The 13830-nt window shown below is 75.7% G+C and carries 10 protein-coding genes and 1 pseudogene; 6 read left to right on the forward strand and 5 right to left on the reverse strand.

Going from position 1 to position 13830, the window contains the following annotated elements; all coding sequences use genetic code 11:
* Window positions 1-457 (reverse strand): annotated as a pseudogene (locus tag Y09_RS17940) (hypothetical protein); the annotation flags it as partial.
* Here Y09_RS17940 and Y09_RS13005 point away from each other — a divergent pair.
* The 4 genes from Y09_RS13005 to Y09_RS13020 all read left to right on the forward strand — a co-directional run bounded on the left by Y09_RS13005 (window position 435) and on the right by Y09_RS13020 (window position 7286).
* Window positions 435-1382, forward strand: a complete 948-nt coding sequence (locus Y09_RS13005; RefSeq protein WP_234695731.1) for a hypothetical protein — start codon at window positions 435-437, stop codon at window positions 1380-1382. The pseudogene Y09_RS17940 and the gene Y09_RS13005 sit on opposite strands and share 23 nt — an antisense overlap.
* Before the next feature lie 192 nt (window positions 1383-1574).
* Window positions 1575-4730 (forward strand): DEAD/DEAH box helicase, encoded by a 3156-nt coding sequence (locus Y09_RS13010; protein ID WP_053918107.1) that lies wholly within the window; start codon window positions 1575-1577, stop codon window positions 4728-4730.
* The gene (locus Y09_RS13015; protein WP_053918108.1) at window positions 4727-5566 is read left to right on the forward strand and encodes a hypothetical protein; all 840 of its coding nucleotides are present in this window, start codon (window positions 4727-4729) and stop codon (window positions 5564-5566) included. Before Y09_RS13010 ends, Y09_RS13015 begins: the two co-directional genes overlap by 4 nt.
* Window positions 5567-5654: 88 nt before the next feature.
* Window positions 5655-7286 (forward strand): serine hydrolase, encoded by a 1632-nt coding sequence (locus Y09_RS13020; RefSeq protein WP_053918109.1) that lies wholly within the window; start codon window positions 5655-5657, stop codon window positions 7284-7286.
* A 21-nt stretch (window positions 7287-7307) separates the two neighbouring features.
* Here the strand turns inward: Y09_RS13020 and Y09_RS13025 are convergent, their stop codons facing one another.
* Window positions 7308-8681, reverse strand: a complete 1374-nt coding sequence (locus Y09_RS13025; protein WP_053918110.1) for a serine/threonine-protein kinase — start codon at window positions 8679-8681, stop codon at window positions 7308-7310.
* A 106-nt stretch (window positions 8682-8787) separates the two neighbouring features.
* Between Y09_RS13025 and Y09_RS13030 the strand changes: the two genes are divergently transcribed.
* Together Y09_RS13030 and Y09_RS13035 are read left to right on the forward strand one after the other, a co-directional pair.
* The gene (locus Y09_RS13030; protein ID WP_010550806.1) at window positions 8788-9078 is read left to right on the forward strand and encodes a hypothetical protein; all 291 of its coding nucleotides are present in this window, start codon (window positions 8788-8790) and stop codon (window positions 9076-9078) included.
* A 162-nt stretch (window positions 9079-9240) separates the two neighbouring features.
* Window positions 9241-10563 (forward strand): alkaline phosphatase family protein, encoded by a 1323-nt coding sequence (locus Y09_RS13035; protein WP_234695732.1) that lies wholly within the window; start codon window positions 9241-9243, stop codon window positions 10561-10563.
* A 94-nt stretch (window positions 10564-10657) separates the two neighbouring features.
* On the opposite strand, the gene Y09_RS13040 is transcribed toward Y09_RS13035, so the two are convergent.
* The 3 genes from Y09_RS13040 to Y09_RS13050 all read right to left on the reverse strand — a co-directional run bounded on the left by Y09_RS13040 (window position 10658) and on the right by Y09_RS13050 (window position 13673).
* On the reverse strand, window positions 10658-11227 hold the full coding sequence (locus Y09_RS13040; RefSeq protein WP_148639654.1) for a hypothetical protein: 570 nt from the start codon (window positions 11225-11227) through the stop codon (window positions 10658-10660).
* A 111-nt stretch (window positions 11228-11338) separates the two neighbouring features.
* Window positions 11339-12157, reverse strand: coding sequence for an alpha/beta hydrolase (locus tag Y09_RS13045; RefSeq protein WP_053918113.1), 819 nt, complete (start codon window positions 12155-12157; stop codon window positions 11339-11341).
* Window positions 12158-12248: 91 nt separating this feature from the next.
* A complete protein-coding gene (locus tag Y09_RS13050; RefSeq protein WP_053918114.1) occupies window positions 12249-13673 on the reverse strand; it encodes an MFS transporter in 1425 nt (474 codons plus the stop codon).
* Between the last annotated feature and the right edge of the window lie 157 nt (window positions 13674-13830).

Raw genomic sequence — 13830 nt, forward strand, 5'->3', positions numbered from 1 at the left:
AGCCGCCGAGCACCGCACCGGGCTCCGCCGGCGGCTCCGCCGAGTCGACCGGGGAGCATGCGGCGGTGACGACGGGCGAGCACGCCCGCATCTCGCCGTTCGCTCCCGAGGCCGGTGACGTGCCGGTGGCCGGTGTCGCGCCGTCGGCGCCTGCGTCCTCGGCGTCCGCACCGTCGGCTGTCGCGTCCGCCTCGAGCTCCGCGGCCTCGGCCGCCTCCGCCTCCTCGGCGGCCTCCGCGCCGTCGGCCCGCTCGGCCCGTTCCGCACCGTCCGCGACCTCGGCCGTCTCCGCGCCGTCCGCGCCCTCGGCCGTCTCCGCGCCGTCGGCGCCGTCGGCCACCCCTGCGCCGTCCTCCCCCGGGGTCTCCGCCCCTGCGCCGTCCGCCGCGTCGTCGACCCCCGCGGCGAAGCGGCCGCTGCCCTCGCGCGCGACGGTGCCCGCCGACGGGCGCCCCACCCTGCAGGACCTGCAGTCCTCGACCGCGAAGCACCGGAAGGTGAAGGCCACCCGCGGGTTCCGCGGCGTCATCACGCGCGCCACCCGCGGGGTGATCTCCCCCGGCCCCGGGAAGAAGGAGCGTCTGGAGATCGAGCGCCTGGAGCGGATCCGTCGACCCCTGGACGGCCCGCGGAACATCGCGGTGGTGAACCTCAAGGGCGGCGCCCACAAGACCACCGCCTCCCTCATGATCGCCGCGACCCTCGGCGTGAGCCGCGGCGGCAACGTCCTGGCCTGGGACAACAACGAGACCCGCGGCACCCTCGGCTGGCGCGGCGTGCCCACCGAGCATCACCGCACGGCCGTGGACCTGCTGCACGACATCGAGTCGCTCCGCTCCCCCTCGGCGAGCAACGCGGACCTCGACCCGTACGTCCGGCCGCAGGGCGAGATGCGCTTCGACATCCTCGCCTCGGACGAGGACCCGGGCTCGGCCGCGCTGATCGACGACCACGCCTTCGGCGAGCTCGACGAGGCGCTCTCGCGCTTCTACCGCATCAAGGTGATCGACACCGGCAACAACGTGCGCGCCTCGAACTGGCTCGCCGCCGTGAAGAGCGCCGACCAGCTGGTGATCATCTCCACCGTCCGCGAGGACACCTTCAACGCCGCGGCCTGGATGATCGACGAGCTGCGCGCGACGGGGCTGGGCGAGCAGGTCGACCACGCGGTGACGATCCTGTCCCACTCCTCCAAGGGGAAGTTCGATCCGACGCTGCGCTCGCGCCTGCTCGCGCACTTCGGCGCGCACACCCGCGCGGTCGCCGAGGTGCCCTACGAGCAGCAGTTCGTCGACGGCACCCACCTGGACTGGAGCCGGGTCTCCAAGGCCACCAAGAAGGCCTGGCTGGACGCGACCGCGCTCATCGTCGACGGGCTGTGAGCCGTCGGGCGGTGAACGGGCGGGCGGTGGACGGGCGGGCCGCGAGCAGGTCGGCCGAGCGCGGTCGGGCCGCGCCGGGGACGTCCCCGCGGCCGTCCGGACCGTTCCTCCCCAGCGTCCCGCCCCGCGCGGCCGTCCACAGCGCGGCGCCGACCGGCTCGTCCGTCGGCGCCGACGCCTAGGGTGGGCGCCATGCCCGATCGCCGCCTCCACCTCGTCGTCGACGAGGACCTCGGGCCCGCACTGTGGGTGGCCGAGCAGACCGGCCCGCGCCGTTCCCGCGCCCTGGAGGACCTCGCCGGCCTGCGCGCCGACGCCCCCGCCGCGATCGCGGCGGCGCTCGAGGACGCCCCCGACCAGCTGCGCCACCGCGTGCGGATCCCCGGTAAGGACGGGGACCGTCGCCTGCCCGCCCTGCCGCTGTCGGGCACGGGCCTGACGGGCCTGGTCGGCGCCGCGACCGCCCTGCTCGAGGCGCGCTTCGGGGACGAGCTGACGGACCGGCTGGCCGAGCTGCTCGCCGACGGGACCGCCGCCCGCCTCGCCGACGCCCTGATCGCGATGCCGAACCTGCTGGCCGCCTGCGTGCTGGACCTCCGCGCCCAGGAGCTGCTCGCCGCACGGCACCTGCGCGCCCGCGCGACCGAGCGCTACGGCCGGCCCGTCATGCAGTGGCGCGCCCCCGATCCCGAGGCGCCGCCGCTGCTGCACGCGCTGGTCGACGGCCATGCCCGCACCGCCTTCGCCGAGCACCTGCGCAGCGCCCCGCCGCCGTCCGCCGATCCGACCGGGGTGCTGTGGGCGCTGGCCGACGACGGCGAGCTGCGCGCCGACCTGCCCGCCCAGCGCCGCCTCACCACCGCCTTCGACGCCTTCGTCGACTCCGGCCGCCCCGGCGTGCGGCTCGGCCCCGGGGACAGCGAGCTGGTGGTGCGGCTGTTCCAGCCGCCGGTCGGCACGGCCTGGCCGCTGCAGACCTGCCTGCGCGAGGACGACGGGACCGTGCACCCCGTCGCGGACCTCCGCGCCGTCGGCGACCTCACCGCGGCCGGCGCCGCCGAGGCCTCCGCCGCCGTGCTGCGGCTGGCCCCCACCGTGCGCACCGCCGCCGTGGACGACACCGGCGTGGACTGGCTGCTGACCACCGAGGAGGCCTCCGCGTTCCTCGCTCTGGACACCCCCGCGCTCGAGCAGGCCGGGGTGACTGTGCTGCTGCCCCGTGACTGGACCGCCCAGCGCACCACCCTGCGCCCCCAGGAGGCGGAGGAGGAGCCCGGCGAGCGCAAGGGCTCCGGGGTGGGGCTCGGGGCGATGGCGTCGTTCCGCTGGCGGGTCGCCGTCGGCGACACGGAGCTCACCGAGGAGGAGATCGCGCAGATCCGCGAGGCGCAGGCCGAGATCGTGCAGCTGCGCGGCCAGTGGGTGCGCCTGGACCCCACCACCCTCCGCGCCGCCGAGCGGTTCCTCGACGCGTTCAGCCGCCGCACCCGCAGCAACCGGCTCGCCACCGGCGAGGACGGCCAGGTGCGGGAGGGGCAGGTGCAGGAGGGGCACCGCGAGGAGGCGGAGCGAGCCCGCGACGCCCGGCGCAGGCCGGACCGCCCCGCCGCACCGGCGCTGCCGCCACCCGCACCGGTCCCCGCCGAGATGGAGGGGCGCGCGCCGTGGATCGAGATGTTCTCGATGATCCTCTCCCCCGAGGTCGCCGACGTCGACTTCGGCATGTCCGCCCTGGTCTCCGGCGGCAGCCGGGGCCTCGCCCGGCTGCTGCCCGGCGCGGAGGGCCCCTACCCCTATCCGCAGCCCGAGACGCTGCAGGCCACGCTGCGGCCCTACCAGCTCGACGGGCTGAACTGGCTGTGGGCGCTGGATACGCAGTCCCTCGGCGGGATCCTCGCCGACGACATGGGGCTCGGCAAGACGATGCAGGTCCTCGCGCTGCTGTGCCGGGAGCGGGAGGGGGTGCGCAGGGAGCGCCTGGTGGACAGCCCGCTCACGGACCGACGCGAGATCCCGCCCATGCCCGTCGGCCCCACCCTGCTGGTGTGCCCGATGTCCGTGGTCGGGGCGTGGCAGCGCGAGGCGGAGAAGTTCGCGCCCTATCTCTCGGTGCACGTGCACCACGGCGGGGACCGGCTGCGGGACGAGTCCTTCGTCGACGGCGCCTCCGACCTCGACCTCGTGATCACCACCTATTCGCTGCTGGCCCGGGACCTGCCGCTGCTGCAGGCCGTGCCCTGGCACCGGATCGTGTTCGACGAGGCGCAGCATGTGAAGACCCCCGGCACGCAGGTCACGCAGGCCGCCCGCGCGCTGCAGGCCCCGCACCGCCTGGCGATGACCGGCACCCCGGTCGAGAACCGGCTCGGGGACCTGCACTCCCTGATGGAGGCGGTGAACCCGGGCCTGCTGGGCAGCGCGGCGAGCTTCCAGGAGCGGATCGCCACCCCGATCGAGGAGGACGGCGATGCGAGCGCGATCAGCCGCCTGCGCTTCGTGACCTCGCCGTTCATCCTGCGACGGGTGAAGACGGACCGCTCGATCATCCAGGACCTGCCCGAGAAGATCGAGCTGCAGCGGGTGGTGAACCTGACCCCCGAGCAGGCCGGGCTCTACGAGGCGATCGTGAACGAGCTGATGGTCCAGCTCGACGGGGCCGAGCAGAACAAGCGCCGCACCCTCGTCGTCTCCGCGATCACCCGGCTGAAGCAGGTGTGCAACCACCCCGCCCACTATCTCGGGGACGGCTCGCCGCTGGTGCGCGGCGGCGAGCATCGCTCGGGCAAGCTGGAGCTGGTGGACGACCTGCTCACCTCCGCCTTCGAGAAGGGCGAGAAGGCGCTGCTGTTCACGCAGTTCACCACCTTCGGGCACCTGCTGGTCCCCTACTGGACCGAACGCTTCGCCGAGCTCGGCATCGACTCGGTGCCCTTCCTCCACGGCGGGGTCGCCAAGCGCGACCGGGACCAGATGGTCGCCGAGTTCCAGGAGCAGCGGGACCGGCCGGGGCTGATGCTGCTGAGCCTGCGCGCCGGCGGCACGGGCCTGACCCTCACGGCCGCGAACCATGTGGTGCACCTGGATCGCTGGTGGAACCCGGCAGTGGAGAACCAGGCCACCGACCGTGCCTTCCGGATCGGCCAGCGCCGCGACGTCACCGTGAACACGCTGGTCAGCGCCGGGACGGTCGAGGAGAAGATCGACACCGTGCTCGAGGACAAGCAGGCCCTGGCCGATCTCACGGTGGGTCACGGGGAGGACTGGCTCGCCCAGCTCGACGACGACCGCCTGCTGGATCTGCTCTCCCTGGACGAGACGGACGAGGACCGAGGGGACGGGACCCGATGAGCATCCAGCTGCGCTCCCGCCGGGGACCGATCGGCACGGCGTGGCAGGCGGTCGCCCTGCGCGAGGCCGCCGAGCGGCTCCTCGGACCTGGCCGCGCGAGCCGCGGCCGCACCGACGCACGCGCCGGCCGCGTGCAGTGGCTCGAGGTCGAGCCGGGCGCCGCCCGCGCCGCGGTCGAGGACCCCGACGGCGGCCTGCACCAGGCCCGTCTGGACCTGCCCGCCTACCGCGACGGGGACCGCGAGGTGTTCCTGCAGGTCGCCCGTTCCCACCCTGAGCTGCCCGCGCGCCTGGCCGCCGGCACCTATCCCGAGCAGATCGAGACCGAGCTCGCCCCCTCGATGCTCTCGCTGCTGCCGCGGGATGCCGCCGAGCTCTCCCACGACTGCGACTGCCTGGACTGGCCCGGTCCCTGCCGTCACGTCTCCGCGCTCGTGTACGTGCTGGTGGAGGCGGTGGACGAGCATCCCGTGCACCTGCTGACCCTGCGCGGGATCCGGCTCGAGGAGCTCGTCGCACCGGTGGCCCCGGCAGCGGGCGCCGCGGGCCCGCCCCGCGGCGAGGACGCGCACGGCTCCGGCGACGGGCCGCCCGACGCGTCGGACGAGACGGAGGCGGCGCCGGAGCCTGCGCCCTACGACCCGCGGCACACCGATCCCGCGCGCCTGGCCGAGGTGGTCGGCGAGGAGGTGGCCGCGATCATCGCTGCGTTCTACCACGCGGGGACCGCGGAGGCGTCGAGCGGAGGCCCGGCCGGGCACCCGGGTGGGGAGCTGGTGGACGGGTCGGGCGGGGAGCCTGTCGACGGGACGGGCGGAGGCCCGGAGCGGGACTGAGCGCCCGCAGCGCGGTCCACGATCGGGCCGTCCACAGCGGCAGCGCATCCGGTCGGCGCGGTCGCCGCGCCGCACTACAGTGGGATCCATGCCGTCCAGCGCCGAGAGCCCGCGTCCCCACGTCTCCGCGGAGGCGGTCACCGCCATCGCCGCCCTCGCCGAGAACGCCGTCGCCGAGCACCGCACCTCGGGCGTGACCTGGGCGATCATCGGCGGCCACGCCCACGATCAGGCGATCCTCGCCCACGGCGCCGCCGGGCACCGCGAGCTCGTGGACGGCCGTCCGGCCCCCGGCTCCTCCCCGATGGACCGTGCGACCGTCTCCCGCATCGCCTCGATGACGAAGTCCTTCACCGCCGCGACGATCCTCGCCCTGCGCGACGAGGGCCGGCTGTCCCTGGACGACCCGATCTCCGCGCACGTGCCCGAGGCGGCGGGCGCCTTCGAGCTCGCGGACGACGACCGCGAGCCGACCCTGCGCCGCCTGCTGACGATGGACGCCGGGCTGATCACCGACAACCCCTGGGGCGACCGCCAGGAGGCGATGACCCGCGAGGAGTTCGCCGCCGTGCTCCGCGGCGGGCTCGGCCACGTGCACCGCCCCGGCGGCAGGTTCGAGTACTCCAACACCGGCTATGCGCTGCTGGGCCGGGTGATCGACGAGGTCACCGGCTCGGACTACGCGGCCGAGATCCGTCGCCGCTTCCTGTACCCGCTCGGCCTCACGGCGACGGGCTGGTCTTCCGGCGAGATCGACACCGGCCGCCTCGCGACCGGGCACCGGCTCGCCGACCGCACCGACGCGACCCGCTTCGAGGCCGTGCCGCTGGACTCCCCCGGCGTGTACGGGGCGATGGCGGGGCTGTTCTCGAGCGTCGACGACGTGGCGACCTGGGTGCGCTTCCTCGCCGCGGCCGACGCCGAGGGCAGCGCCTCGCGCGGGGCGGGACCGCTCGCGACCGCCTCCCGCCGGGAGATGCAGCAGCTGCACCGCCATCAGGCGCTCGCGCCGCTCCCCGCCGGACAGGACGGGGTCTCCCCCGGCTTCGACCGGGTGCGCGGCTACGGCTTCGGCCTGGTGATCGAGCACTTCCCGGACCTGGGCGAGGTGATCTCCCATTCCGGCGGCTACCCGGGCTACGGCTCGTTCATGGTCTGGCACCGCGACTCCGGCGTGGGCGTCGTGGCGCTGGCGAACTCGAAGTACGCCCCGGCCACTCCCCTGTCGATGCAGGCGCTGCGGATCCTGCAGCGCGAGGCGCCGGAGCTGCTGGCCCGTCGCGCGCCGGAGCCGGCGCCGCGCACCCTCGAGGCGGCCAGCGCGGCGCTGGACTGGCTGCGCACCGGCCAGGACGCCCTGGCCGACGCCTGGTTCGCGGACAACATGGACCTGGACGTGCCGCGGGCGGAGAGGCGCCGTCGGCTGGAGAAGGCGCTGGCCGTGACCGGGCTGGACGCCTCGGCGCTCGAGGGGCTGCGGATCCGGGACGCCCAGGTGCTGAGCAGGGCGCGGCTGCGCTGGACGGTGCCCGCCCGGAGCGGTGCGGGCTCGGCGGGGAGCGCGAGCGGCGGCGGAGCGGCTGCGGGTGGAGCCGGGGCCGCCGGAGGTGCCACGTCCGCCGCCGGCGCCGCGACGGCGCCGTCGGCGCTGCAGGTGGAGCTGCTCATGGACCCGCGGCGCGAGGGGCTCGTGCAGTCCCTGGACACCATCGCGCGCTGACCGGGGCGCAGGGCCGGGTGGTCAGGCGGCGGGGTGCCCGTCGGCGGCGGGGAGATCCCCTGCCGCCTCGACCGGGGTCCCAGCCTGGGCGATGACGGACACGTCGGCCGCCGGCCCCTCCGGAAGAGCGGTCGCGTTCCCGTCGAAGATCACCAGCAGCACGATCGCGACGATCACGCCGAGCACCAGCGCGGAGCCGGCGCCGAGCCCGATCGCGATCATGGTGCTGCGGTCGCGCGGCGGGCGTCCGCCCGTCGTGCCGCCGGTGGTCGTGGTGGTGCCGGCGAAGGTGTGGGGCGAGGTGCCCGGGCCGGGCTGGCCGGGGCGGGTGCCGGGACCGCCCGCACCCGGTCCCTGACCACCCGCGGGGCCTCCGCCGACGGGGCCCTGGCCGCCGGGGCCCTGCCCCTGCGCCCACTGCGGGCCCGTCTGCGGCGAGGCCGAGCCGACGGAGAAGCCCTGCTGGACCTGACCGGCGCGGATCGCCTCCATCGAGGAGGGCGCGATCTGGGCGGCGGGCCGCTCGGGACGGACCGCGCCCGGGGCGTTGGGCGGCAGCGGGTCCAGAGTGTCCTGGAAGGTCAGCGGCGCGCCGTCGGCGTGGGTGAGCGGGTAGCCGGGCGGCACGCGCGGGAGATCGCGGCGCACCGCGTCGGCGTCCTGGTAGCGGTCCTCGGGCTGGGCGGCGACCAGGCGGCGGATCACGGCGGAGAGCTTCGGGGTGACGCCGCGCAGCAGCTGGGTGAGCTCGTCGGGGCGGAAGGCGCCGTCGTGCAGCTTGATCGGCCCGTTCAGCGCGACCAGAGCGACCACGCCCGCGGCGTAGAGGTCGTGGGAGGGGGCCGGCTCCGCCATCGCGAACAGCTCCGGCGCCATGTAGCCGGGGGTGCCGTTGACCATGCCGACATGCGTGAAGCGCACGTCGCTCTCGTGGACGGCGATCCCGAAGTCGGCCAGGCGCGAGACGGGGAACTGCCGCCCGCGAGGCTCGAACATGATGTTCGCGGGCTTCACGTCGCGGTGGATCCAGCCCTCGGCGTGCACATGGGAGAGGCCGTCCAGCAGCTGGTCGAGGATCACCACGACGGCGGGCTCGGCGAGCTTGCCGCGGGTCTTGACCACCGACTCGAGCGTCCCGCCGGAGACCAGCGGCATCGCGATCACGACGTGCTCGTCCTCAGCACCCCAGCCGTAGGGGGTCAGCAGGTGCGGATGGTCGAAGCTGACGCCCTTCTCGCGCACGAAGCGCATGAGGTCGGCGGAATCGCGTTGGCGCAGGACCTTCGCGGCGCACAGCTCCTGGGTCTTCGAGTCCCAGGCGCGCCACACGGACCCGGACCCGCCCTTGGCGATCAGGTCGATGAGCGCGAAGCGCCCGACAATAACGTCAGCCATGATTTTCCCAGCATAACCTCAGCGCTCCGGCCGAGGTTATGCTGACGTGGATCCCTGCCGTCCGGGCGCCTGCCCGGCCCGACCGTCCCGACCTGAGGGGGTGCCCGTGGACGCGCTGCTGCTCGCCGCCCCGTCTCACGCAGCCCCGGCGGGAGGCTCGTTCTGGGACCCCGTCGCGGCGACCTGGCCGCTGATGGCACTGCTCGGCGCGGGCTGCCTGCTGCTGACCATCGGCTTCGTGGTGTGGCTGGTGCTGCAGCCGGACGAGCCCGAGCAGGACACCACGCCGCTCGTGGACAAGGCCGTCGACGGCGACCGCGGCCGTGCCGCGCTGATCCGGCGCCGCCTCGACGCGGACTCCGGCCGCGCGGACGTCTCGGACCCCGAGCTGCGCTGACCTCCTCGGTGCGGCCCGCACCGTGAACCCCGACGTGGCCTGCCGCACGGGTCGCCTCCTGTTCACCTCTCGGTGACCGCCTGCTCCTCCACCCCCCGCACCGCGGCCAGACTGCACCCCTAGGGTTCCCGGCACGGCGACGGACGACACTCGGGGGTGCACATGGATTCGGGACGGACCCTGATGATCGCGGTCGACGGGCTCGACGAGCAGGACCTCGCCGACGGCGCACGCACCGGAGAGGGCACGCGCGGTCCACTGGCGGTGCTCGCGGCCGCCGCCTCGCCGCTGCGGATCCGGCCGGGCGGCCCCTCGGAGCCCGCCCCGGCGCTCGCGACCCTGGTCACCGGCACTACCGTCGCGCACACCGGCGTCGCGACCGAGCAGCCCTTCGATCCCGAGCGACCCGAGAGCCGTTCCACCTGGTACGCCGAGGCGATGGCGACGCCGAGCCTCTTCACCGCCGCGCGGCAGGCCGGGCTGCGCACCGCATCGCTGCAGTGGCCCGCGACGGCCGGCGGCGACATCGACCTGTGCCTGCCGCTGGTCGAGGACCTGCGCCGCTACCGCAACCGCTGGGACATGGCCGAGCGCACGAGCTCGCCGCGGATGGTCGCCGACCATCTCGCGCCGCGCCGCGAGATGGGCGTGCAGCTCTCCCAGGCCGTCCCCGACGAGCTCGTCTCCGAGATCGCCGTCGAGGCCCTGGCCCGCGACCGCGTCGACCTGCTCGCCGTGCGGCTGAGCGGTCTGGGGATCGCGCGCCGCGCCGCCGGGCTCGACGCCCCCGCCGCGACGCGGGCGCTGCGCGATGCGGCCGAGGAGATCGAGGCGATCCTCAGCGCCTTCTCCCCCGGTCCCGAGGACCGCGTGCTCCTGGTCCCGGGGCGCCGGCTGGTCCCCGCCGTGCTGCTCGTGCACCCCAACGCCGTGCTCGCCGCGGAGGGGCTCGTCCGCACCGAGGGCACCCACCTGAAGGACTTCCGCGTCCTGGTCTGGCCCGACGGGCCGCGCGGCGTGGTGCACGTGCGCCGCGGCCAGGGGACGGCGGTGCGGGACCTCGCCCTCGAGGCCCTCACGGGGCTCGCCGCGCACTCGCGCCTGCAGCTGCGCACGGTGGACGACGGGGTCGGCGCGACCGCCGAGACCGACGTGGTCGCGGTGCTCGAGGGCACCTCGGGCACGGTCTTCGGCCTCTCCGCCACCCATCGTCCGCTGGTCGAGGGCGATGACCCCTACTACGCGGGGCCGCGCGCGGTCAGCGACCCGTCCGCCCCGGCGGTCGCCCTGGCGCAGGGGCCCGGGCTGCCGCCGGCCGGGGTCGAGGGCTCCTGGGCGGATCTCGGCGTGTCCCTCGCCGCGGCGATGGGGCTCACGCTGCCCGGTGCGACCGCGGCGGGGATGTGCCCGGGCGCCGACGCGGACGGGACCGGCACGGCCGGGACCGGCACGGGCGCCTCCGCAGCGGTCATCGAGAACAGCTGACGGGGAGAATCAGGTCCCGGAGCACCCGGCGGCGCCTGCGCGCATCAGGCGCCTCGGACCGACAGACGTCCCGGGGCGTCAGAGCCTCGGCGCGTCAGGCGCGTCGGTGCGCGAGGCTCTCGCGCATCCGGCCCAGCACGCGCCGCAGCGGGCTCGGCGCCGGCTCGGCGACACGGTCGCGCAGGTCGTCGAGCGCGGGCGCGTGGTGATGGATGTGGAAGTCGCCGTCGTGCAGGGCGGCGGGGGCGGGATCGTCCTCCAGCTCGCCCGGGGAGACCTCGACCTGCAGCAGCAGCCGCACCTCGCGGCGGCCATCGCGGTCCAGCACCACCTCGAGCGAGTCGACCGCAGAGGTGAGCTCCTCGGCGATGTCGGCCCGCAGCTGGGCCAGGGCGCCGTCCAGCGCGGCGGAGGCGGCGGCATCGGCCCGCACCGCCTCCCGCACCGGATAGGCGACGAGGTTCCCGCCGACGTCGACGATCGCGTCGATGACCTCGTGGACGCCGGCCTCGCGCCCTTCCTCGTGGAGGGCGAGCTGCTGGAGGACCAGGCGCAGCGTCCCGGTCGCAGCATGCCCGACCACCGCATCGCGCACCCGCGCGACCGCCCGCGGACTGCTGTCCCAGATCACGTACCCGCCGACCCCTCGGTCTGCTCCGCTCATGGCGAGAGGATAACCCCTCTCCCGCCCGCGATTCTGAACAGCGTCATGTATTGAGCGGACGCCCTGGAGCACGGCGTGCACCCCCGGCCCGGCGGGTGCTGTCGCGGCAGGTCAGCGGGCGGCGCGCTCGTCGATGCCGAGGGCCGCGCGGACGGCGGCGATCTGGAAGCGTCGCGCCTCCTGCGCCGCGGGGCCGTCGGCCGCGACGGCGACCTGGTGGCCGCTGCCGGGCAGCTCGAGGACCTCGTGCTCGGCGCCGGCCTCGGCGAGGGCGGCGATCAGGCGCCGACCGTCGTGGACCAGCGGGTCGCGGTCCCCGCCGACGAGGTGCACGGGCGGCAGACCGGTGAGGTCGCCGAGCGCGGGGCTGAGCCGCGACTCGGTGCGAGGCACGGCACCGGCGTAGAGGCGGGCGGCGACCTTCAGGCTCTCCTCCCCGTGATCCTCGCGCGAGAGGTCCGACCAGGGCGACTCGAGCAGCAGCGCGGCGGGGGCGTCGACCCCGGTGGCGGCGAGGGTCTGCGCGACGGCGAGCGCGAGCCCGGCCCCGGCGCTGTCGCCGGAGAGCACCCAGCGGCGGGGGCGCAGCACGGTCTCGCGCTGCATGTCGGCGAGCGCGCGCAGCACGTCGTCGACCGCCGCCGGGTAGCGGTGGCGGGGAGCGAGGCGGTAGTGGATCATCGCCGCGGCGGTGCCCGCGCGGCGGGCGACCTCCTCGAGCCACTCCCAGGTCTGCCGGGACTCGCCCTGCACGTAGGCGCCGCCGTGCAGGTGCACGATCGTCGCGGTGCTCGCGAGCCCGGGATCGATCCAGGTCACGGGCACGTGGTCATGGCGCACACGGCGCACCCGCGAGGGGTCGGCGACGGAGCGAGGGGGCAGGGACGGCCGCTGCGAGGCCAGGATGCGCAGGGTGCGGACGAGGCTCATGGGGGCATCTTCCCACGGGATCCGCGGCGACGCGTCGGAGCCTCGCGAGCTGCCGGGCGCACCGGCGGGCGGGCGGCCCGTCGGCCCTCGCTCAGCCGGCCAGCTCGTCGTCGACGATCCGGGGCAGCCCGGCGCGGAAGCCCGCGATCGCGAGCAGCACGCCGGTGCCGGCGAGGAACCACAGCACCACCGCCGCGGAGCCGGTCGCGTCCAGGAGCACGCCCGCGAGGATCGGGCCGATCGCGGCGAGGAGATAGCCGACGGGCTGGGTCGCGCCGGAGAGACGGGCGGTGATCTGCGGGGAGCGGGTGCGGGCGGGCAGCAGCGCGATCGCGGTCGGGAAGGCGAAGCCGCCGACCCCGAGCACGCACGCCCACAGCAGGGGGCTCGCGGTCGGGGCGAGCAGCAGGCCGAGATAGCCGATCGTGGTCAGCGCGCCGAAGCTCGCCACGACGAAGCGCAGACCAGGGGCGCGGGCGATCACCGTCGGCATCACGAGCCCGCCCACGAGGCCCCAGCCGGCGATCACGCCGACCAGCATCCCGGCCCTCGCGGGGCTGATCCCGGCATCGGCGAGGATCTGCGGGAGCATGCCGAACTGGGTGTAGGCGTTCAGCGACTGGAGCGCGAACATGAACGTCAGCGCGATCGCGGTGGGCGAGCGCAGCAGGGAGGCGCGGGGCGCGCCGGCCCGGCCGCCGCTCGGCGGGGCGGGCGGGAAGTCGTGCCCGGTGCGGGTGAGGGCCACGGCCCACACCACGATCGGCAGCGCCATCACCGCACCCCAGAACAGCAGGGAACCGCGCCAGCCGTCGGCGGCGCCGCCCGCGAGCGGCACGGCAAGGGACGCCCCGGCGGAGCCGCCGATCGCGAGGACCACGCTGTACAGGGTCATCAGCCCCACGGTGCGGCGTCCGCCGTGCAGCTTGATCCACGCCGGCACCAGCACGTTCCCGAGCGCGGGCCCCATCAGGGCCAGCACGGACAGCGCCACGAACAGCCAGAACACCTCGGCGCCCGGCCGCAGCAGCAGCGCGACCCCGGAGAGCACGAAGGCGGCGACGATCGAGCCGGTCAGGCCCAGGCGGCGCGAGATCGGCACGGCGAGCAGGCCCAGGGCGCCGAAGGCGAGGCAGGGCAGTGCGGTGAGCAGGCCGGAGGCGGCCGGTCCCTGCCCGTAGGCGGCGACGATCGGCTCCATCAGCGGTCCGACGCCGGTCGCGCCGGGCCGCAGGTTCACCGCGATCGTCGCGACCGCGAGCACGGCGAGCACCGCGCCGACGACCCGGCCGCCCCGGCCGACGTGGGCGGCGGTCGCGGCAGGCGGCTCGGTCACCACGGCGGCGGGCGCGGCGGTGCCGGGCACGGCCTCGCCGGGCACGGCGGTGTCGGGCTGGGCGGTCTCGGGCGCGGCGCTCCGGGGAGCAGGGACGTCGACGCGGCCGACGGAGTCCTCGGGCGCACAGGCCACGGAGGTCGTCGAGGCCGGGTCGTCGGACTGCTCGGGGGTGCTCACCCCTCCCTTGTACCCCTCCCCGCCCCGATCGGCCAGGGCGTTCCATCCGGTGCCATCGATCTCACGTCGGCCCTCGCCGCGCCGGTCAGGGGCCCGTTCGGCCCTCGGAAGGGCCGGTCGCGGGCCGAACGGGGAGGCCGCGGCCGCCCGCCCCGGC

Origin of the sequence: Brachybacterium sp. SW0106-09 (genome assembly GCF_001293905.1) — a bacterium.
GTDB lineage: Bacteria > Actinomycetota > Actinomycetes > Actinomycetales > Dermabacteraceae > Brachybacterium > Brachybacterium conglomeratum.